The organism is Nostoc sp. CCY0012 (assembly GCF_963920855.1).
In the GTDB taxonomy this organism is placed as follows: domain Bacteria; phylum Cyanobacteriota; class Cyanobacteriia; order Cyanobacteriales; family Nostocaceae; genus Cyanocohniella.
Window position 1 is genome coordinate 69,900 of record NZ_CAWUDM010000002.1, and the last position, 21,380, is coordinate 91,279.

General features: G+C 40.1%; 15 protein-coding genes and 1 tRNA gene. 10 read left to right on the forward strand and 6 right to left on the reverse strand.

The genetic code is table 11. The features are described from left to right. The first annotated feature begins 126 nt into the window (after positions 1-126). From yidC to ACM0OS_RS00955, 3 genes are all read left to right on the forward strand, one after another. Positions 127-1,269 carry a membrane protein insertase YidC gene (yidC, locus tag ACM0OS_RS00945; protein WP_414541273.1) on the forward strand — a complete coding sequence of 381 codons (1,143 nt, stop codon included), beginning with the start codon at positions 127-129 and terminating at the stop codon, positions 1,267-1,269. Then, complete coding sequence (locus ACM0OS_RS00950; RefSeq protein WP_414541274.1) at positions 1,269-1,793, forward strand: protein jag; 525 nt, start codon at positions 1,269-1,271, stop codon at positions 1,791-1,793. Before yidC ends, ACM0OS_RS00950 begins: the two co-directional genes overlap by 1 nt. Positions 1,794-1,902: 109 nt before the next feature. Continuing rightward, entirely contained in the window at positions 1,903-2,409 is a 507-nt protein-coding gene (locus ACM0OS_RS00955; RefSeq protein WP_414541275.1) for a YceD family protein, read from the forward strand. Positions 2,410-2,571: 162 nt separating this feature from the next. On the opposite strand, the gene ACM0OS_RS00960 is transcribed toward ACM0OS_RS00955, so the two are convergent. The 5 genes from ACM0OS_RS00960 to argF form a co-directional block, all read right to left on the reverse strand. Then, entirely contained in the window at positions 2,572-4,644 is a 2,073-nt protein-coding gene (locus ACM0OS_RS00960) for an AAA family ATPase (RefSeq protein ID WP_414541276.1), read from the reverse strand. Beyond that, on the reverse strand, positions 4,641-4,814 hold the full coding sequence (locus tag ACM0OS_RS00965) for a hypothetical protein (protein ID WP_414541277.1): 174 nt from the start codon (positions 4,812-4,814) through the stop codon (positions 4,641-4,643). The genes ACM0OS_RS00960 and ACM0OS_RS00965 overlap by 4 nt, the downstream gene beginning before the upstream one ends. A 417-nt stretch (positions 4,815-5,231) precedes the next feature. Further along, entirely contained in the window at positions 5,232-6,707 is a 1,476-nt protein-coding gene (locus ACM0OS_RS00970; RefSeq protein WP_414541278.1) for a DNA phosphorothioation system restriction enzyme, read from the reverse strand. A gap of 75 nt (positions 6,708-6,782) precedes the next feature. Continuing rightward, a complete protein-coding gene (gene lexA, locus ACM0OS_RS00975) occupies positions 6,783-7,385 on the reverse strand; it encodes a transcriptional repressor LexA (protein WP_414541279.1) in 603 nt (200 codons plus the stop codon). Between the two features lie 132 nt (positions 7,386-7,517). Further along, on the reverse strand, positions 7,518-8,438 hold the full coding sequence (argF, locus tag ACM0OS_RS00980; RefSeq protein WP_414541280.1) for an ornithine carbamoyltransferase: 921 nt from the start codon (positions 8,436-8,438) through the stop codon (positions 7,518-7,520). Positions 8,439-8,763: 325 nt separating this feature from the next. Here argF and ACM0OS_RS00985 point away from each other — a divergent pair. The 4 genes from ACM0OS_RS00985 (at position 8,764) to ACM0OS_RS01000 (ending at position 16,742) form a co-directional block, all read left to right on the forward strand. Further along, positions 8,764-8,835: transfer RNA gene (locus tag ACM0OS_RS00985), tRNA-Thr, on the forward strand. Between the two features lie 183 nt (positions 8,836-9,018). Next, positions 9,019-12,411: a helicase-related protein gene (locus ACM0OS_RS00990; RefSeq protein WP_414541281.1), complete on the forward strand. Its 3,393-nt coding sequence runs from the start codon at positions 9,019-9,021 to the stop codon at positions 12,409-12,411. 60 nt (positions 12,412-12,471) lie between these two features. Continuing rightward, the gene (locus ACM0OS_RS00995; RefSeq protein WP_414541282.1) at positions 12,472-12,933 is read left to right on the forward strand and encodes a DUF29 domain-containing protein; all 462 of its coding nucleotides are present in this window, start codon (positions 12,472-12,474) and stop codon (positions 12,931-12,933) included. A 371-nt stretch (positions 12,934-13,304) separates the two neighbouring features. Further along, positions 13,305-16,742: an Eco57I restriction-modification methylase domain-containing protein gene (locus ACM0OS_RS01000; protein ID WP_414541283.1), complete on the forward strand. Its 3,438-nt coding sequence runs from the start codon at positions 13,305-13,307 to the stop codon at positions 16,740-16,742. 148 nt (positions 16,743-16,890) lie between these two features. On the opposite strand, the gene ACM0OS_RS01005 is transcribed toward ACM0OS_RS01000, so the two are convergent. Continuing rightward, positions 16,891-17,793 (reverse strand): DMT family transporter, encoded by a 903-nt coding sequence (locus ACM0OS_RS01005; protein ID WP_414541284.1) that lies wholly within the window; start codon positions 17,791-17,793, stop codon positions 16,891-16,893. Between the two features lie 392 nt (positions 17,794-18,185). Here ACM0OS_RS01005 and ACM0OS_RS01010 point away from each other — a divergent pair, with 392 nt between their 5' ends. The 3 genes from ACM0OS_RS01010 (at position 18,186) to cysW (ending at position 21,171) form a co-directional block, all read left to right on the forward strand. After that, positions 18,186-19,253, forward strand: coding sequence for a sulfate ABC transporter substrate-binding protein (locus tag ACM0OS_RS01010; RefSeq protein WP_414541285.1), 1,068 nt, complete (start codon positions 18,186-18,188; stop codon positions 19,251-19,253). A gap of 201 nt (positions 19,254-19,454) precedes the next feature. Continuing rightward, positions 19,455-20,306: a sulfate ABC transporter permease subunit CysT gene (gene cysT, locus ACM0OS_RS01015; RefSeq protein WP_414541286.1), complete on the forward strand. Its 852-nt coding sequence runs from the start codon at positions 19,455-19,457 to the stop codon at positions 20,304-20,306. Next, the gene (gene cysW / locus ACM0OS_RS01020) at positions 20,296-21,171 is read left to right on the forward strand and encodes a sulfate ABC transporter permease subunit CysW (RefSeq protein ID WP_414541287.1); all 876 of its coding nucleotides are present in this window, start codon (positions 20,296-20,298) and stop codon (positions 21,169-21,171) included. Before cysT ends, cysW begins: the two co-directional genes overlap by 11 nt. The last annotated feature ends 209 nt before the right edge of the window (positions 21,172-21,380 follow it).

Below are 21,380 nucleotides of genomic sequence, written 5' to 3' on the forward strand. Positions count from 1 at the left end.
TCCGATTTCCCACTCCCAATTTTTGAAAGTGCGGCTATCCGTAGCGTAGGATAGTCACAGAGGAATCTTGATTTAGATAAATTAGATTCAGTTCAGTTTACAGTAACTCAGGTTGAATTCAGAATAATGGATTTTGGTATCGGGTTTCTCTCGAACAACGTGATGCTGCCAATCATAGATTTTTTCTATGGAATTGTGCCTAGCTATGGATTGGCGATCGTTGCCTTGACATTGATAATCCGCTTTGCGCTCTATCCCCTGAGTGCTGGTTCAATTCGCAATATGCGAAAGATGCGAATTGTACAACCTCTGATGCAGAAGCGGATGGCAGAAATCAAAGAGCGGTATAAGGATGATCCGCAAAAACAGCAAGAGGAAATGGTGAGTGTCCAAAAAGAATTTGGCAACCCATTGGCAGGATGCTTGCCTTTATTGCTGCAAATGCCAGTTTTGTTGGCACTGTTTGCCACTTTGCGGGGATCGCCTTTTGCTGGTGTGAACTACAGCGTTAACCTGCAAATTTTTCCCTCTGAACAAATCGAACGAATTCAACCCCAAGCCTTTGCTACAGCTCCCCAAAACATCTACATTGCTGATGGGGAACGCACAAGGGTTACAGCTATTCTTCCCGCAGGCAATAAATTAGCCGTGGGAGAACAAACTAAGATTCAATATCAGACTCTAGAAGGTAAACCATTTCAGTTGCTTCTAGCAGAACACCCAGAAAATAATTTGCTTCCTCAATGGAAAATCACCAAAGGCGAAGAAAGAATCAAAATTGATGCTGAGGGCAATATAGAAGCTTTAGAGCCAGGAGATGTGACAATTCAAGGCACAATCCCCGGACTAGCAGCAGATAAAGGATTTCTCTTCATTGATGCCTTAGGTAGAGTTGGCGCCATCGATCCTGACGGTCAAGTCCACTGGGATATTGTCTCGATGATCGTTTTCTTTGGGATCAGCCTTTATGTGAGCCAATTGCTGTCTGGGCAAAATTCCAGTGGTGGTAACCCACAGCAAGATACAGTTAACAAAATCACTCCAGTTATTTTTTCTGGGATGTTTTTGTTCTTCCCCCTACCGGCTGGGGTACTGATGTATATGGTAATTGGTAATATTTTCCAGACACTGCAAACTTATATTCTTTCTCGTGAACCTCTACCAGAGGAACTGCAAAAGATTGTAGCTACTCAGGAGAAAGAAGTAACAGCAGAACAAAAAAGTTTACCATTTGAGCCAAAGAGTTCTAAGAAAAAGACTACAGGTTGATGATGCTCGATAGTCCCATGCAAAGAGGGCAGCAGTGGTTAAAAACACTGCTGCAACTAACTAAAATATCTACTGAGATTAGGGGTGAGTTAAAAGTTTCCCCATTTCAAGATGGCGATTCTCCGGAACCAGATAATTACTGGTTGACCATTGACGAAAGCAATCTCACACCAACACAAATCCAAGTGTTAATTGGCACTGATGGCTCTGCGCTCGATGCGATTCAGTATTTAGCTAATTCTGTACTAAACCTCAGCCAACCCGAAGGGGAGCAAGCTTCTTATACAATTGAATTGAATGGCTACCGCGTTAAAAGAGAAGCGGAAATGCGGGTAATGGCAGAAGCCGCAGCCGATGAAGTCCGTTCTTCTGGTCAAGAAGTGGAAATTAAATCTCTAAGTTCCGCTGAACGGCGACAAATCCATACCTTCTTTAAGGAATTTCAAGATTTAGAAACTTTTAGTCGTGGTAAGGAACCGCATCGTCATCTGGTTGTTCGTCCAGCCGGAACGTTGGAATCATAAACAGTGAGTGCGGTGCAAATACTTAGTGTTGCTAAGAGTTAAACTAAAAATGGATTATTAGCAATCTGCTGATAATTAAAATAAATTTTCGTGATTATGTCTCAATCCTATGGACGCAATTTTTATTCCGCAGCTCACCAAAGCCCCGGAGCGGACAGAGGAACTTCAAGTTAAAGAGTTTCTGCCTGGCCTGGAAACCCTGACACCAGTGCGCGGCCAAGTTCGTGTGCAGCATCATGGGAATTACTTAGAAGTGTCCGGACAAGCCGAAGCAATTGTTACTTGTACTTGCAACCGTTGTTTGCAGCAATATAATCATCGTTTGGCGGTGAATACCAAAGAAGTGATTTGGTTAGATGCTACTGCTAATCAAATACAAGACTTGCCTTTAGAAAGGGAAGTGGTGTTAGAAGATTTGGTAGAAACTCTTTCACCTGATGGTTATTTTTACCCCAGTGAGTGGCTGTATGAGCAGATGTGCTTGGAGTTTCCTCAGCGTCAACTGTGTGACCTCAATTGTCCGGGTATTTTGAGTGGTACTGGTGAAGGTTCAGATAAATCCGTGGATAGTCGTTGGGCTTCTTTAGAGGCATTGAAAAAACAACTTCCAGGATAATAGGACTTACGCACTCGCCACGAAAATCAAGGCTTTGAGATTGCTTCCCTATGGTCGCAATGACGGAAATGCGTGGTTGGTTACGTAAGTCCTGGATAAAAAAGTTTGCTCGTAGTCAGGACTTTAGTCCTATCTTTAACGACTGTAGTCCCTACTACAAACTTAAACTTGAAGTTCCACTTCCATAATCTCGGTATACTCAAACTCATTGGGACTTTGTTTTACCAAAGGATATCTTTCTCCCTCTAGCTCAATATCATCTTGTTCACAATCTGGCTTAGATGAGTAGTAGGTGAGTACATATTCCCTACCAATTCTGTCTGCCATCTCTGTCGCTACTTCACCCCGCCACTGAGTCTTAGTAACTAATACTATTAACTGATTGGCTAATTTGGGAATTGTTCCGGCTATGTGCCGTCGAGAAATTTCATCCAAACTACCAAATGGCGAGTCCATGACAATGGGGAAAGTGCTGCTGTCGGGAAGCATCATCATTTTGCGCTTTTCACTCCACTCCCGCACCTTATCTATAATGCTGGCAATAAAGGATAAACTGAGAATTTGGTTTTCTCCTGTGGAAGCTGCAACCGGTGCTTCTATTCCAGATGTATGTTCTACTAAAGTCAATTCATATTTTTCGCTAATTTTGGGAATATAAGGCGCAAAGGAAATTTCTGTAAATATTTCTTGTACCCGCTTTTCTAGTTGCAGACGAAATTGTTTTTCTTGGCGATTTTTAACTTCTGTTAGTCGTTCAATGGCATCTTGAGTGGCGTTAATTCTTCTCTGTGCTAATGTTTGTCTTTCTTCATTTAATTTCTGTTTGGCGATTTGTTTACCCACAGCATCAATTTCGCTTTTTAAGTGGATTAGTTGCTGCTGATTTGCGCCTTGTTCTCTGTTTAACTCATCAATTTTAGTTTCAATTTCATCTAAGCGTTTTTGCAAGCTACTAATTTCTTCATTGGCATCTTTTCGCAGTCTTTCCTGAATATCATCTAGTTCACCTTCAACTTGGGATATTGTTTGTCTTAATTGATTAATTCTGGCTTGTTCTCTATCCACGGCTTCCCAAAAGCCTACGGCTTGTTTGTCAATTTCGTCTACTTGGGCGCTCATCCGAATGGCTGTTTCTTCCACGGTTGAAGAACTAGCTCTATCTAACCAATTTGTCACATTTGTATGGAAATGAGTTCCCACGTTTAAGTCTGCACCACAAATGCAACGTTGGGATTGCAATAATTCAGTGACAAATTCCCGCGAAATTCCCGAAGTTAACTCACCTCGCTGCTTTAAAGTATCGATTATTTCCCGAAATTGGCCTGTAGTTTCCGATAGCAATACTGTATAAGCCTGTGCAGAGATTAACTTCTTTAGCGCTGCTTTAGTTTTTTTATATTCTTCCTGATTTGCAGTCTTTTGATCTGCTAAATTCTGCCATCTTTCTTGTACTTCCTTGGCAGAAATTAGTTCTTGTAAGCGGTTACTTGTCTCTTTTTTAAAGGTTTGTTGATATTCTAGCTCTTGTTGAATTTCGCTTTGGCGTTTAGTAATATGTTCACTTTCCGATTCTATTTTTTCTTGTTGCCGTAAAAGTTGTTTTGTTTCTGCATCACCAATAGCCTTCAATTCAGTTTCCAGACTTTTTTTAGCTTCTCCCAAATGTTTGATGGAACGGTCAATTACTTCTACGCCCAAGAAGATTTTTGTCGCTTCGGCAATTTCCGCTTTTTTATCAGAACGCACTATTTCTTCAATTCGTTCACCATCGAAGAAAAAATATTGATGCAAACTTGCAGGTAAGATTTGATTAATTATATCTTCTGGTAGTTGGGGCGGTAAATACCATTTGCCATCATCTCCTCCTACCCACATACGTAATTGAGTCTTGCTAGTGGTAAAATCATTGGTATTTTTATAACCCCGACAAGAACGTTGTACTCGGTAACGTTTCCCTTCATGTTCCCAGCCAACTTCTACCCAACATTCTACAGGTTGGCCTGTTTGAGCTTCCGCAATTGACCGCTTATTAACTAGCTGTTCTGTGGAGGCAAAAGCGGCACTAAATTTTTCGTATAATACCCACGTAAAGGCATTTAGGAGACTGGTTTTGCCTGCACCATTATTGCCATGAATAACTGTGGTATTTAGAATATCTCCCACAGCCAAGATAATCTCTGGTGTGGTGCCATAAAAGGAGCGAAAATTACACAGCTTAATTGAAGTCAGCTTCATCTCACCTCTTCCTTGACAATATTCAAAATATCATCGTTAATGTGACCTTTGCTTTTTTTGTCTATTCTGCTTTTCTCTAACTTCCATACCCGCTCAATAATTTGTCGTACTTCTGGCGGTGCGCTGGAAATTGGTTCTTGCACATCATCGATATTTGCCTCTAGTGACATTGCAGCTTGTAAATAAGTTTTCTTTCTATTTTAGCCGTCTCTCACGCTGCGATCGCATCAGTAAAGTCACTATCAGAATTATCTAGATTATTGGGTCAACTTTAGTTGCAAATTACATAAGATATTTTGTAAATTAGCTTTATTTTGTAATAGGTTTTTGATAAAATAAAAGTAAGAAATTTATTATAATGGGATATAAGTCAAATTTTTAAATAAGTTTATATTTCATTATAAAGCTTATAATTATTAACTTATCATATTATGGAAATACAAAATAAAAAATTAACCTTTTTCAACATACTTGAAATAAGAGCGATCACATCACCGTAAAGTGTCAATTGGGTTAGCTTTTCGCTGCCATTGAACAGGCGATCGCCTCTCTAGTTCAGGTAATTGGGGATAACGAGGGCTAATTTGCTATATATCTAATAACCCATAACGCTTTTGTAAATCCAGCAATTTAATTCTGGCTTCGCCTGCATTGTCAGCTAAATCAGCAAACTCCACAAAACGGCGCAACTCTTTTTTTAATAAGTTGCGTTCCACTTCTATGGTTTCTCGATCTAAATCTGGCGGCAAAACAATCATGTCAAAAATGGTGGCGCGTTCCTTACCAATATGCGGACGTAAAACTCGCCCCCGACGCTGAATAAATTGGCGAGGATTTCCCGAACTGGATAAAATCACCGCAGTTTTAATAGCAGGAATATCAACACCCTCATCTAAACAGCGAATAGCTACTAAACCTTGCAAATCGCCACTTTCAAATTGACGACGTAAATTTTCACGTTCTTGTAAAGACGTATGTGCAGTGTAGGTACTGATTCTGTATCCTAGTTCTACTCCTAAAATTTGGGCAACGGCTTTGAGTTGATGTAACGAAGAACGCTGTCCCGCTTCTTGAGAACCATCACTACAATAAAAAAGAGTGTGAGTAGTTTCCCGGCGAGTCGCCATTAAATCTCGCAAAGCAGTTAATTTATTTGCCGCTGCACCAATTAATCTAGCGCGTTGCATGAGTAAAGGTTTTAAATCTTCGTTGTCTTCAAAGTTTTCTGCTGCTTTATTTTCTCGTTCTCGATATAGTAGCGATCGCCCGATTTTTTTAGTCAACTTTAAATAGGCAATACTTTCTGCCTCTGTTAATTCTACAAGTATCGGATAATACAAATAATGTACCAAAGCACCTTGAGCGATGGCATCCCTTAAGGTAAACTCTGGCTGAAGCACCGGGCCAAAATAATCCAATAACGATTGCGTACCGTAATCATCAAAATATCTTTCTGGTGTCGCCGATAAAGCCAACCGTAACCCGACACTGCGCGGTAAATTTTCTTCTAACTTCGGCGCGCCTAAATTATGGGCCTCATCACCAATAATTAAAGTCTTGGGGGGAAAATACTTGAGTTGAGACTGAAACCCATCACCAATTAATGTCGAGTTGGTGGTAATTACCGTAACAAAGTTTTGAGAACCGGAACGCAGATTATAAAGTTGCGTAGACAGCTGACTTTGCCAAGTGCGTAAATTTTCAAAAGCCAAGATAGGTTGTAAATTAAACTTTTCACATTCTCGCGCCCATTGCGTCACCAGATGACGATAGGGACACACCACCAACAACACTTGTAAATTAATCTGCTGATATAATTCACAGGCGATCGCTAATGCTGTAATGGTTTTACCACTACCAGTAGCCATTTTTAGCGTACCTCTGCCATTGTTGGCAAACCAGCTAGTAATAGCCTGTCGCTGATACTGCCGTAGTTGCAGAGATGCAGGCATAATGGGGCATCCTGGTAATGGCTGACGAGTCTGATAACTACCCCTACCTTCCCTAACAAAGGGAAATTTCAGCCTGAAAGTGGGTTGTTGCTGCACCAGATAATTAATCATGAATCATTGGTCATTGAGAAATTAACACTCCCCTGCTCTTTCCCTACTCCCCACTCCCTATTCCCTCCTCCCTATTTAATAACCGCGCCAAACCCCAACCAGAGAACCCTGCACCTCCACCTGCATCGCCAGGACTTCAATCGGGTTGTACTTAGGATTAGCAGGTTTGAGGGTAACGCGATCGCCTTGGCGATAAAAACGTTTTAATGTAGTACCGTAGCCATCAACTCTAGCCGCAACGATGGTACCATTTTTCAACTGATCCGGTTCTGCTACTGGATGCAGAAATACCAAATCTCCATCAGCGATTAAATCTTCAATCATGCTATCGCCAGTTACTCGTAAAGCGTAGCTTTGGGGAGGTAACGAAATATTAGAAAAGTCTAAATGATCTATGGCATCAGTAAAGGGTTCTATTAAACCACCAGCAGCGATTGCGCCTAAAATGGGAATACCTTGCTTAACAGAATGCAAAATCCGAATTGTTCGTGCTTTGCCTTCATTCCAGTCAATATATCCTTTGGTACGTAAATGATCTAAACGACTTTGAATCGGTGCAGGTGATTTTAAATTCATCGCTTGCATCATTTGCCGAATTGAAGGCGAATGTTGATGAATGCGGATGTATTCTACCAACCAATCATAAAGTTCTTGTTGAGCTTCTGTTAGACGTTCCATAAATTTATCGGGAAGTAAATAAAAATGTCTCTAGAACATTAGTACTACAAAAAATCCCGAATAACAAGATATAAAGTAAAAAGATGAAAGGCAAAAGAAAGACTATTCTCATTACTTTTGCCCTGGGAATGTTTACTCTGCCCCTAAAATACTAGCAAGCAAGGCTTTTTGGGCGTGTAAGCGATTTTCCGCTTGTTGCCAAACTCGTGACTGAGAACCTTCTATAACTGCTTCAGTAATTTCTTCACCACGATGGGCTGGTAAGCAGTGTAAAACAATTGCTTCTGGATCAGCAAGACTTAATAACTGTTCAGAAATTTGATATGGTTGGAAAATCGGCAGGCGATCGTTTGCTTCTGTTTCTTGGCCCATACTCGCCCAAACATCGGTATAAAGTACAGCAGATCCCTTAGCTGCTAATTCTGGATCATGAGTCAGGAGAACTTCGGTTTTATTGTTAGCAATTTTTCTTGCTTGTTCTACAATGCCAACATCCGGTTCATATCCATTAGGGATAGCAATTCTCACATTCATTCCGACTAAAGCACAGCCTAACATTAGGGAATTAGCCACATTATTGCCATCGCCTACGTAGGTTAAAGTTAAGCCAGCCAAAGTGCCAAAGCATTCTTGAATTGTCAATAAATCAGCTAAAACCTGACAGGGATGTTCTAAATCTGTCAGGGCATTAATTACAGGACTTTTAGCATAATGAGCAAAAGTTTGTAATTCCTGCTGTGCAAAAGTGCGAATTGCCAAAATATCTAAATATCTATCCAATACCCGCGCTGTATCCTGCACAGGTTCCCCGCGACTAACTTGAGTGACATTTGGATTGAGGTCAATTACCTGTCCACCCAGTTGGTACATTGCCACAGTAAAACTAACTCGTGTGCGAGTAGAAGCTTTAGAGAACAACAAACCCAATACCTTATTACAATGTAATTTCAACTGTTCTGATTTGAGTTGAGTTGCTAATTGCAAGAGTTCTTGAAGTTCCGTTGGACTGAGGTCAGCCAAACCTAATAAATCTCGTCCTATCAACGCTGCCATGCTTGTGATTTGTAAAGAACAATGATAGAGTTCTGTTCCTTTACCTAGCCCTTTCAAAAAAAAATACAGTTTTTACTCTGTATGAGAGATTTTTGCGTCTAGCCCAGGATTTGAATTAGCTTTTGCTATGCATATTAATTTAGCAACTTTACCAGTAATTAAAATCACTAATTTTCTTGGATTTAGCGCCCTTGTAGTACTGACTCAACCATCCACGGGTTCCTAGGCAACGATATCTTGCATTTTTTGCCCTTGACTGTTGACAGGTAAATTATTTATGTTACAATTTAAAATCGGTTGGTGCTTAAAAATAGCATCCATAACCGCCAGCATAGCACAGTGGTAGTGCATCCGACTTGTAATCGGAAGGTCGTCGGTTCAAATCCGACTGCTGGCTTTTTGGTAATAGTAAACTCAGCGAATTTCTTGTAAATTCACAAATTTGCAAAAAAGTAGTAAATGCGTTTTACATCATTTAAGTAGGAGAGTGTCAACTTAATTACTTGCCATTCTGTGGGGTTGCAGATTACAAAGACAGTGGGATGCAGTTGATAATCCTAGTCCTTACTCCCCCTAAATCATGCCCCGTATCTTTGACAACATTAATTTACAACTACTACCTAGTTTACGAGAAACCTTAAAGTTATCTTACAAGGCAGATTTTTGTGTCGGTTACTTTAACTTAAGAGGGTGGCAAAAAATTGATGATTTAATTGCTCAATATGTAGGGGAAACTGGGGCTTGCTGTCGGTTATTGATTGGGATGCAAAATTTACCTAAACAGGAAGTACAAGACTTTTTCACTTTAGGCACGCGTGCAGGCAGAATTGATAATAGTGCTATAGTCCGGTTCAAAAAAAAGGTGGCGGCTGATTTTCGTCAGCAATTAACTATTGGTACACCCACAAATCAAGATGAAGCTGCTTTGCGGCGATTAAGTAACCAGTTAAAACGTAAACAATTAATTATAAAATTATTCCTGCGTTCTTCTCTTCATGCCAAGTTATATCTGGTGCATCGGCAAGATGCAAATACACCAATTGTCGGATTTTTAGGAAGTAGTAATTTAACTTTACCAGGATTGGCTAACCAAGGAGAATTAAATGTTGATATTCTAGATCATGATGCTTGTTTAAAACTGCAAAAATGGTTTGATGATCGTTGGGAAGAATATGGTTGTGTTGATATTTCTCAAGAATTGGCAGAAATTATTGATGCAAGTTGGGCGAGGCCAGAATTAATTCCGCCTCACCATATTTATTTAAAGATGGCTTATCATTTATCTCATGAAGCTATTGCAGGACTGACAGAATTTCGCATTCCCCGTGAGTTTAATAATTTATTTGACTTTCAAAAAGCAGCGGTGCAATTAGCAGCGCGTCATGTGACTAGACGTGGAGGGGTGTTGGTGGGGGATGTGGTGGGTTTGGGTAAGACTTTAATTGGTACAGCGTTAGCGAAAATTCTCCAAGAAGATTGCTTTTTAGAAACTCTGATTATTTGCCCCAGAAATTTAGTCAATATGTGGCAAGAATATGTAGACAAATATCGTTTGTATGCAAAAGTTTTGCCCATTAGTCAGGTGCAGAATCAATTACCCAAACTGCGGCGTTATCGGTTAGTATTAATAGATGAAAGTCATAATTTGCGGAATCGTGAAGGTAAAAGATATCGAGCGATCGCAGAATACATCACAGCCAATGAAAGTAAATGTATTTTACTATCTGCTACACCTTATAATAAAACTTATCTTGACCTTTCTGCCCAGTTGCGCTTATTTGTTCTTGAAGACCAAGACTTAGGATTTCGCCCCGAAAATTTAATTAATCAATTGGGTGGTGGGACACTAGGAGAATTAGAATTTATTAAAAAATATCAATGTTCTGTCAGGTCTTTAGCTGCTTTTGAAAAAAGCGAATATACCGACGACTGGCGAGAATTAATGAAAATTTATATGGTGCGGCGTACCCGGTCATTTATTAAAGATAATTATGCCCACACCGACAGCACAGGACGAAAATATTTAGAATTTGTTGATGGTAGTCGTTCTTATTTCCCAGTTCGCCTTCCTCGGACTCTCAAGTTTCCTTTAGAAAGTAGTGATATTAACCCTTATTCAAATCTATATTCTGCGGCGGTTGTCGAAGTTATTAATCAACTGAATTTACCCCGTTACGGACTAGGTAATTATATAGTGACAAAATCGCCACAATCACCAAGCGAAGCAGAACAGCGACAGCTTAACGCCTTATTTCGTGGTGGACGCAGGTTAATGGGGTTTTCCCGGACTAATTTATTTAAACGTTTAGAAAGTAGCGGTTTTGCCTTTATTCAATCATTAGAACGGCATATTTTACGAAATTTTATTTATTTATATGCTTTGGAACAAGGGCTAGACATTCCCATTGGGACGCAAGATGCAGAACTATTAGATACTCGGAATAACGATGAAGATACTGATTCTGTAGCAGCGAGTTTGTTAGATACAGAAAGTGAAGAGGATGCTGATGATACAGCAGCGGAAAATACAAAATATGAAAAAATTAGTGAAAAAGTATTTCGTCAACAAGCAGAGTTAATTTATCAAGAATATGCTACTCGCTATCAACGCCGCTTTAAGTGGTTGCGTGCGAGTTTATTTGATATCAAAAAACTCAAGCGTGATTTACTAGCAGATGCGAAAGCTTTAATTAATATCCTGCAAAATTATGGGATTTGGCATCCCCAGCAAGATGATAAACTTAACGCTTTAATCCAATTATTAACTATCACTCATCCTGACGAAAAAGTTTTAATTTTTACTCAATTTGCCGATTCAGTCAATTACATCACAGAAAACTTGCAAGCAAGAAATATTACCAAAGTTGCCAAAGTAACTGGTCAATCAAAAGACCCGACGGAATTAACAGGTAAATTTAGTCCTGTGAGTAACGATAAACGCGATGTTGTGACACCTCAAGCAGAATTACGCATTTTAATTGCTACCGATGTCTTAAGTGAAGGACATAACTTACAAGACTGTGCAATTTTGGTAAATTGGGATTTACCTTGGGCAATTATTAGATTAATTCAAAGGGCGGGACGGGTAGATAGAATTGGACAAAATGCAGCCAAGATTCTGTGTTATTCGTTTTTACCAGCCGAGGGTGTGGAACGGATTATTAATTTACGGGGAAGACTCCGCCAGAGGTTACAAGAAAATGCGGAAGTTGTGGGAACTGATGAAGCATTTTTTGAAGATGATGAATCTCAAGTAATTCTAGATTTATATAACGAAAAATCGGGGATTTTAGATGGCGAAGAAGATACAGAAGTAGATTTAACATCTGAAGCATTTCAAATTTGGAAAAAAGCTACAGATAATCATCCGGAATTAAAGAAAATCATTACCGAAATGCCAAATGTAGTTTATTCTACTCGTGAACATCTTCCCCAGCCTGTGCAACCTGAAGGTGTATTGTTATATATGAAAACGGCTGATGGTCATGATTCTTTAATTTATGTTGACAAAGAAGGTAATAGTGTTACTCAGTCACAATTAGCTGTGTTAAAAATGGCAGCTTGTGAAGCTTCTACTCCAGCGATTCCGAGGAATAAACAGCATCACAAGTTAGTTAACAAAGGTGCGGAATTAATTGTGGAAGAAGAGAAAAACTTCGGTGGTCAATTAGGGCGACCTTCTGGGGCGAGGTTCCGTACTTATGAACGGTTGAAAAAGTATGTGCAAGATATGAAAGGGACTTTATTTGTCACTGAGGAATTATTGAAAGCTACTGATGAAATTTACCGTTATCCATTGAGACAATCAGCACTTGATTCTCTCAACCGTCAGTTAAGAAGTGGTGTAAGTAATCAACAATTGGCGGAGTTAGTTGTGGCTATGCGGATGGATGACAGATTGTGTATTGTCAGTGAAGAATTGGAGAAACGGGAACCACAGATTGTTTGTTCTTTGGGGTTATTTCAGCCGTGATGCGTCACAATCAAGAAGGAAAGAATTAAAAAAGTGCCAAAAAGTGCCAAAAAGTGTAATATGAAACAGCCCATTACACAACAATTGTACGAGCAAGATTTTTGCTTATGGTTAGAACATACAGCACAAAATCTCCGTTCTAAAAACTTTGGTGAAATTGAACTTGAGGCGCTAGTAGAGGAAATCGAAGCCTTGGGACGGTCAGAAAAACAGGAATTAGAAAATCGCTTAGATGTCTTACTTGCTCATTTAGTTAAGCGTATATATATTGATAGTGCTTATGATAATCGAGGATGGGAATTAACGATACAAGAACAGCGCAAAGGATTACGGCGACTGTTGAAAAAATCTCCTAGCCTCAAGAATTATTTTGCTGAAGTTTTTGATGAAGTATGGCAAGATGCTTTGTCACAGGTGCAGTTAGAATACCGAAAAGTTTCATTTCCTGATACTTGGGAGTTTGCTTGTGATGTAGATAGTCTACTTTCTACAACTTTTTGGGACACGTCTTCATCCTCTTAATTATACAGCTATAAGTAGAACGACTTGAAAAAACCAAACTATAAAAAAAATTGCATTTGTTTCGTAGTAAGGGCTTCAGCCCTTATTTGAGGACTAAAGTCCTCACTACAAACCTTTAATTATTTACACCATTCTACTTATACGAATATTTACTAGTATTATTTACCACATCCTGATATTGATTGGCTCAAAAGCGCGTACATCTGCTGAACTCAAAATCATGCTCAAGATTTATAACTTATAAAGCATGGTAAAAAATATAACTTCGTCTTTAAGACTGTTCTAAATCTGCATTGTTAGATTTTATCTTGACTTCACCTTTCTCTAGGAACGGCAAATTTACCATGCTCATTTTTTCTGCTAGGTAAATTATGTCATTAAACTTTCAACGCACACGCGATTTACTGAATAAATTTCGATTCAATGATTTATTTGTTGAAGAATTAGGCTGGTCACAACCTGCTAAAAGTAAAGCTATTACTATAGAAGTTGCAGAACAAATATTTCAATATCAATGTATTGCGGAAATTTCTGGGGTGGCGGTGTTTGAGGTGACAGCCGCAGATGGAATAATTCCAGAGGCGAAAGTTCGCAATGCGATTCATAAGGAAATTACGAGTTTAATCGCGGAAAATCTGCTGATTTTTATTGACAAGCAACGCACCCGTAGTCTGTGGTATTGGGTGAAACGAGAAGATAAGAAAACTTTTATTCGTGACCATTTATATGTTAAGGGTCAACCGGGAGATTTATTTTTAAGTAAGCTTGGTTCTTTAGTTATTGATATTACTGAATTAGAAGATGATAATTTATCAGTTGTAGAAATTGCTTATAGGCTACAAAATGCTTTTGATGTTGAACCTGTTACGAAGAAGTTTTATAAGGAGTTTCAAGAACAGCATCAGCAGTTTTTACAGTATGTTCAAGGGATTAATAATGAAACTGATAGACGTTGGTATACTTCGGTAATTCTCAATCGTCTGATGTTTGTCTATTTTCTACAACGTAAGCGTTTTATTGATAATGGTGATTTAGAATATTTACCGAATAAGCTGAAGCAAATGCAGCAACGCGGTGAAAATCTGTTTTATCAAGAGTTTCTCAATGCTTTATTTTTTGAAAGTTTTGCCAAACCAGAAAATGAGCGCGATCGCACTGTTCAGGCATTGGTAGGTAATGTAAAATATCTCAATGGAGGATTATTTCTTAAACATCGCATTGAGCAAGAATATAATATTAGTATTGCGGATGAGGCGTTTGTCAAGGTTTTAGATTTATTTAAACGCTATTCTTGGAATTTGGATGATACCCCAGAGGGTAAGGACGACGAAATAAACCCGGATGTGTTAGGTTATATTTTTGAAAAATACATTAATCAAAAGGCATTTGGTGCTTATTATACCAGACCACAAATTACAGAATATCTATGCGATCGCACTATCCACAAGCTAATCGTAGACAGGGTTAACGCTGCTTTATCGGATGGTTATCAACAGTTTACAGATATCAATGATTTGATTATTAAACTAGATACCAATGTCTGTCGGTTGCTGATTGAAGATATTCTGCCAAATTTATCAATTCTTGACCCGGCTTGTGGTTCTGGTGCATTTTTAGTTGCAGCTATGAAGACTTTAATTCATGTCTACAGTGCTGTAATTGGCATGATTGAATTAATGGATGATGCACATCTCAAAAAATGGCTGCATGAATTTAAACAATCTCGGCAATCTTTATCTTATTACATTAAAAAGCGCATTGTCACTGATAATCTCTATGGTGTGGATATCATGGAGGAAGCAACAGAAATTGCTAAGTTACGTTTATTTTTAGCTTTGGTTTCTGCGGCTGATAAAGTTGATGAATTAGAACCCCTACCGAATATTGATTTTAATATCATGGCGGGTAATTCTCTCATTGGGTTAATGGGGATAGATGCAACAGCTTTTGATACTGTGGGTAAAAGTAAGCAAGGTAATCTGTTACAAGCGTTAGCGGCTAGTAATTATCAGCAAGTTTTAGAAGATAAAAATCAATCAATCGCACTTTATAAGAAACACGCCTTTATCCCTGGTGAAGAAAAACTGGCTGATGGTGAGGTGGGAACTCATCAAGATACGCGATTATTGAATTTACGTAAACATATTGACAATCTCAATCAAGAATCTCAAGGAAAGTTAAATGTTTTGCTGTTGAATGAGTTTAGTCAACGTCTCGGTATTAAGTATGAGGAGGTGCAGTTAACTGGTAAGCCTCAGAAGCGGTTATTAAATATTGATGATATTGCTAAGTTAAAGCCGTTTCACTGGGGTTATCATTTTGACAAGGTTTTACAACGCGGTGGGTTTGATGCAATTATTACTAACCCGCCTTGGGAAGTATTTCAAACTGATGAAAAAGAGTTTTTTCAAAAATATAATAGTTTAATAAAAAAGAAAAAATTGGATATAAAATCTTGGGAAAAACAACGAAAAGAATTATTAAAAGATTCAGAAATTCAGGCTGCTTGGCTAGAATATTGTAGTAGTTACCCACATCTAAGCGCATATTTTAAGAAATCCAAGCAGTATTTTAACCAACGTTCAGAAGTAAATGGTAAAAGTGTAGCGCGGAAAATTAATCTTTACTTTTTGTTTGTAGAACAGTGTTTTAATCTTCTCCGTTCTGGTGGTGAATGCGGAATAGTAGTTCCTAGTGGCATATATACTGATTTAGGAACTAAGCAGTTACGGGAGATGTTGTTTACTCAAACTCAAGTTACTGGTTTATTTTGTTTTGAAAATCGCAAAGAAATATTTGAAGGTGTTCACCGTAGTTTTAAATTTGTTGTCTTGACTTTTATTAAGGGTGGTACAACAACAAATTTTCCATCTGCTTTTATGCGTCTTGATGTTCGGGAATTAGCAAATTTTCCTAATGAAGAAAGTTTGCATATTGATGTAGAGAATGTACGAAGATTTTCACCTAATTCTCTATCAGTGATGGAATTAAAGAATGAAATCGAAATCCAAATTTCTGAAAAAATGCTTCAATTTCAGTTGTTATTAGAAACAATGAATGAGAAGTGGAATATAGTATTTAGACAAGAGTTGAATATGACTAGTGATAGCTACCTATTTAAGCAGCAGCCAGGTAAAGACAGAATACCACTTTATGAAGGAAAGATGATTCATCAATTTACTCATCAGTTTGCTGAACCTAGATATTGGGTTGATGAAAAGGAAGGAAGACAATCTATATTAGGACGAAATGGAATTGATAAAGGTCAAAAATTAGATTATCAAGGTTATCGTTTAGGGTTTCGAGATGTAGCGCGAAATACAGATGTTCGTACAATGATTGCAAGTTTAGTCCCGCCTCATTTCTTTGCTGGAAACACACTTATTTTATCTCAAGCATTTAAAAACTATGATGAATTATTATTTATTAACGCTGTCCTAAATAGCTTTGCTTGTGATTTCGTAATTCGTCAGAAAGTGACAGCACATTGTAATATGTTTTATGTTTACTCACTACCTGTTCCCCGCTTAACATCAGGCGATAAATACTTCTCAGAAATTGTAGAACGTGCTGCTAAACTTATCTGCACAACTCCAGAATTTGACGAACTGGCGCAAGAAGTCGGTCTTGGTTCCCACAAAAACGGCGTGACTGATGAAACAGAACGCGCTCAAATTCGAGCCGAACTTGATGGGATGATAGCTCATCTTTACGGCTTAACTAAAGAGGAATTTGCTTATATTTTGACTACGTTTCCTCTGGTGTCTGATGCGGTAAAAGAAGCAGCATTAAACGCTTATAATTCGTAATTCGTAATTCGTAATTCGTAATTCGTAAATATAATAAGCCCTGGCGATTGAAATCGCGGCTATACAAACAAAGTCCGCCTACGCGGACTAATAGTAAATCAGGGTTTTTCAACCCGCGCAGGCGGGTTTGGTCTGTGTAGATGCGATTTTAATCGCCCGGTACTTTGCTACGCAAAACGCCTTCTCCACTCAACAAAGCAATCCCCAACGTAACAACAACAATCCCCAAAATCTGCATTACATTTACAGTTTCGCTAATTGTAGCCCAAGCTATTAGTGCCGTTAAAGCTGGACTACTTGCACCGATAATAGAAGCCTTAGTTGCGCCAATCATGCGGATTCCTACATTATTGCAAGTGTGTCCGATAAAACTGATTAAACCAGAAAGAATACTGCCAATCCACAAGGGAGTCCAATTCAGTTGAGTACTGGGAAGTGGCCAGAATATTAAGCTAATACCGGCAAGTAATAGGGTACAAGTAAAACTAATCCAGGTAAAGGGAACTGGATGTAAATTTGCTAAACATTTTTGGGCAAAAACCTTATAGAAGGCGTACACAACCCCAGAACCAACACTGGCGACAATACCAGTAGTCAGAGTATCACTACTATAGTTACCAGAAGATTGGGGAATGGTCAAAACTCCACCCCCCAGAATAATTACCATCACCAGCCAACGAAAAAGTGTAGGACGTTCGCCAAAAAATCTCCAAGCCAGCAGCGCCGTAAAAACGGGATAAGTGAAAAAGAGAGTCATAGCAATCCCGGTGGGAATCAAGCCAATACCAATGTAGAGTGCGGCAATATACACAAACATCAGTACCCCACAGACCAATGCTTGGATAAGAACATCCCAACTTTCTCGCCGGAACAACTGACGAAATTCCTTCCCAGCTGATGGATATAACTTAAATGCCAAAGATGCCATCAGTGGAACTACCAACAGCATTCGCATAAACATCAGCAAGAATGAACTCTGTAAATCCGGTTTAACGTATCCACCAAGTAAAAATAAACCCAGCACGAGATGTTCGGAAAACAAAACTCGCACAATAACATTGTGAAACGTCAATACAAAAGCAGATAGTAAAACCGTCAGAATGCCCAACTCGCTAAAAAGGTTTCTTGAGACCTGAATATATTGCAGGACTTACGTAACCAACTACGTATTTTAGTTATTGCGACTGTAGAGAAGCAATCTCAAAGCCTTGATTTTCGTAGCGAGTGCGTAAGTCCTATATTGCTTTCACCACTTTCATTGTAAAAACTCAGCTTACCTCTTGCTTGAAAAATCACCTTCTTGTCATCACCATATTCTTGACCGAGATTATGGTGAATATCTTGCTATTTGATTTAGTTATCTGTAATATCTATGACTAACCAAAAAAAACACTATAACTTGGTCGATTAGCTGTAGATTAAAATAAGGAGCCTAGAATCAGGATGCGGCTGGATAAATGGAATCGATGGAAACCCATGTCTTTAAAAAGTTTTATTTCACTGTTTTTGGTAGCAGTCAGCTTGACTGTAATGACTGCATCTTGCGCTCCTGGTAATGGTGGGGGCGCTTCTGGAAGCAAAGAACTTACCCTAGTCAGCTATGCTGTCACCCGCGCCGCCTATGAAAATATCATTCCCCTATTTACCAAACAGTGGCAAGAAAAAACCGGAGAAACCGTTACCTTTGCCCAAAGCTATGGCGGCTCAGGCTCCCAAACCCGTGCGGTAATTGACGGCTTAGACGCAGACATAGTAGCCCTAGCACTCTCAGCAGACACCTTGCAAATCCAAGAAGCCGGACTGATTCAGCCGGGGTGGGAGAAAAAGACACCCAATGGTGACGGCATTGTCCACCGCTCTGTAGGTGTGATAGTTACCCGTGCTGGAAACCCCAAAAATATTCAAGACTGGGATGACTTAGCCCGTGATGATGTCAGTGTAATCACCGCTAACCCGAAAACCTCTGGTGGCGCTCGTTGGAACTACATGGCCTTGTGGGGAAAGATAACCAAAACAGGTGGTACTGAAGCCCAAGCCAAGGAATTTGTGACTAAAGTCTACGCCAATGTACCAGTGCTACCGAGAGATGCCCGTGAAGCCACTGACGCATTCTTTGTCCAAAATCAGGGAGATGCCCTCATTAACTATGAAAACGAAGTAATCTTAGCTAAACAGCAGGGACAGGACTTACCCTACGTAGTTCCCGATGTGAATATTTCCATCGATAATCCCATTGCCATAGTCGATAGTTATGTTGATAAGCGAGGTAACCGCGAGGTAGCAGAAGCCTTTGTCCAGTTTCTCTTCACCCCTGAAGCCCAGCGCGAATTTGCCAAAGTGGGCTTCCGACCGGTAGTACCAGAAGTAGCCACGGAATTTGCCGATAAATATCCCAAAATCTCTACCCTGTTCACTATCGAAGATTTTGGCGGATGGAATCAAGTTAGTCCCAAATTCTTTGCCGACGGCGCAATCTTTGACGACATCCAGGCTAGTATTGGCCGACGCTAGCGTCTCACTCATATCCACTAAAATCATCAAACAGATGTAAACCATGAAAGCCTTGCTGAATCTAAGTTGTTAAATTGCGAATTGCGTAAAGCCCTAACGGGCATGGCTGCGCTTAGCGCGTTAGCGTGCCGTAGGCTCTATTGCGAATTGCGAATTGCGAATTGCGAATTGCGAATTGCGAATTGCGAATTGGTATTACCCATGACAGTTTCCAACACCCAGTCCACTTTCACCCCTGCGCCCAAAAATTGGCTCAAGCACTTTTCTTTACCGTGGGGGGTTACCCTTACCTATATATCCATCGTCCTCTTGCTGCCTGTAGCTGCCTTGATTCTTCGGGCTACAACTCTTGCACCAGCAGATTTTTGGCGACTGGCCACTACCCCCGTTGCCCTGTCAGCCTACAGCATCACTTTTGGCACCGCCTTATTTGCAGCCGCTATTAACTGTGTGGCTGGTACTGCTACAGCTTGGGTGCTGGTACGCTATGACTTTCCTTTCAAGCGAGTTTTAGATGCAGTAATTGACCTGCCCTTTGCCCTACCCACGGCGGTTGCAGGTATCACCCTGGCCACAGTTTACAGTGAGCAAGGCTGGATTGGCTCGCTGCTTGCACCTTTTGGTATTAGGGTTTCCTTCACTCAGTTAGGGGTGGCGGTAGCGATGGTATTTATTTCCGTCCCCTTCGTTGTTCGCACTGTACAGCCAGTGCTGCAAGAACTTGATTTAAATATCGAAGAAGCTGCCTGGTCTTTAGGGGCTTCCCGGTGGGTAACTTTTTGGCGGGTGATCTTACCGCCACTTATACCAGCTATCCTAACAGGTACAACCCAAGCTTTTGCTAGGGCTGTGGGGGAATATGGCTCTGTAGTCTTGATTGCCGCTAACGTTCCCTTTCAAGATTTAATTGCCCCCATCTTGGTATTCCAGCGCCTGGAACAAAACGACATCGCTGGGGCTACAGCTATTGGCACAGTGCTGCTGCTAATTTCCCTATTGCTGCTGCTGGCAGTGAATTTATTGCAAACTTGGAGGCAACGCTATGGTGCTTGATGTCAAATCTAATCAGTCTTTCCCATCTGGTGGGATAAAGCCCAAGCAGGGCGGAGATTGGGGCAAAACTGTTTTAATTGGGGCAGTGGTGGCTTATTTTGCCCTGATATTGCTGCTTCCCACCCTTTATGTCTTCATTGGAGCCTTTAGCCGGGGTATTGGCCCGTTTTTCGCCACTCTTACCAGCCGTGATTTTATTCAAGCCCTTCGTTTGACGGCATTAGCGGTAGCAGTAGCAGTACCGTTTAACATCGTCTTTGGTCTATGTGCCGCCTGGGTTATTGCCCGCCGTCGATTTCCTGGACGCACTTTGTTACTAAGTATTATTGACTTGCCTTTTTCCATTTCACCCATTGTGGCAGGTTTAATGCTGGTTTCCCTATATGGACGTAATGGGTTACTTGGCCCCTTGCTACAATCCTTAGATATCAGGATTATCTTTGCGTTCCCCGGCATTGCCTTAGCAACTATGTTGGGGGGAATGCCCTTTGTGGCCCGGGAAGTGATTCCAGTATTAGAAGAAGTCGGTACTCAAGAAGAAGAAGCTGCTAAAACTTTGGGTGCTAACGAATGGCAAACTTTCTGGCGAGTGACATTACCTTCTATTCGCTGGGCATTGTTGTATGGCACTATTCTCACCACTGCTCGCGCCATGGGAGAGTATGGTGCTATTGCTGTTGTCTCTAGTAATTTAATTGGCCGTACCCAGACCCTCACCCTATATGTAGAAGGGGCTTATCGTAATTACGATTCCCAAAGTGCCTTTACAGCTTCAGTAGTGTTAGCTGGATTGGCAGCTTTTACACTAGTGATTAAAGAGTTGTTTGAGCGCCGCATCCGGATCAAAAACGAAGGGGAAAGTTAGTACCGCAAGGACGGAAGTCAGCTATTGAACTTTGCGAAAGGGTATCCATATTTACCTCTTGCTGTACTAGGAGCTAGTTCTACCAATTCTCTATTCCTTTCTATGCAATGTCAAAAATTGCACCTATCTACTGACTAATACTAATTAAATAAAGCGATCGCACTCATAGCTGACTTGTCAGTTCGCCGGTTGAGACAACTGTTAGTCAA

What these genes read in the sequence shown, in the direction of transcription:
- cysW (WP_414541287.1), top strand. Translation starts at nt 20,296, where the DNA reads ATGGTGCTTGATGTCAAATCTAATCAGTCTTTCCCATCTGGTGGGATA.
- ACM0OS_RS01000 (WP_414541283.1), top strand. Translation starts at nt 13,305, where the DNA reads ATGTCATTAAACTTTCAACGCACACGCGATTTACTGAATAAATTTCGA.
- ACM0OS_RS00950 (WP_414541274.1), top strand. Translation starts at nt 1,269, where the DNA reads ATGATGCTCGATAGTCCCATGCAAAGAGGGCAGCAGTGGTTAAAAACA.
- ACM0OS_RS01010 (WP_414541285.1), top strand. Translation starts at nt 18,186, where the DNA reads ATGCGGCTGGATAAATGGAATCGATGGAAACCCATGTCTTTAAAAAGT.
- yidC (WP_414541273.1), top strand. Translation starts at nt 127, where the DNA reads ATGGATTTTGGTATCGGGTTTCTCTCGAACAACGTGATGCTGCCAATC.
- argF (WP_414541280.1), bottom strand. Translation starts at nt 8,438, where the DNA reads ATGGCAGCGTTGATAGGACGAGATTTATTAGGTTTGGCTGACCTCAGT.
- ACM0OS_RS00990 (WP_414541281.1), top strand. Translation starts at nt 9,019, where the DNA reads ATGCCCCGTATCTTTGACAACATTAATTTACAACTACTACCTAGTTTA.
- ACM0OS_RS00960 (WP_414541276.1), bottom strand. Translation starts at nt 4,644, where the DNA reads ATGAAGCTGACTTCAATTAAGCTGTGTAATTTTCGCTCCTTTTATGGC.
- lexA (WP_414541279.1), bottom strand. Translation starts at nt 7,385, where the DNA reads ATGGAACGTCTAACAGAAGCTCAACAAGAACTTTATGATTGGTTGGTA.
- ACM0OS_RS00955 (WP_414541275.1), top strand. Translation starts at nt 1,903, where the DNA reads ATGGACGCAATTTTTATTCCGCAGCTCACCAAAGCCCCGGAGCGGACA.
- ACM0OS_RS00965 (WP_414541277.1), bottom strand. Translation starts at nt 4,814, where the DNA reads ATGTCACTAGAGGCAAATATCGATGATGTGCAAGAACCAATTTCCAGC.
- ACM0OS_RS00970 (WP_414541278.1), bottom strand. Translation starts at nt 6,707, where the DNA reads ATGATTAATTATCTGGTGCAGCAACAACCCACTTTCAGGCTGAAATTT.
- cysT (WP_414541286.1), top strand. Translation starts at nt 19,455, where the DNA reads ATGACAGTTTCCAACACCCAGTCCACTTTCACCCCTGCGCCCAAAAAT.
- ACM0OS_RS00995 (WP_414541282.1), top strand. Translation starts at nt 12,472, where the DNA reads ATGAAACAGCCCATTACACAACAATTGTACGAGCAAGATTTTTGCTTA.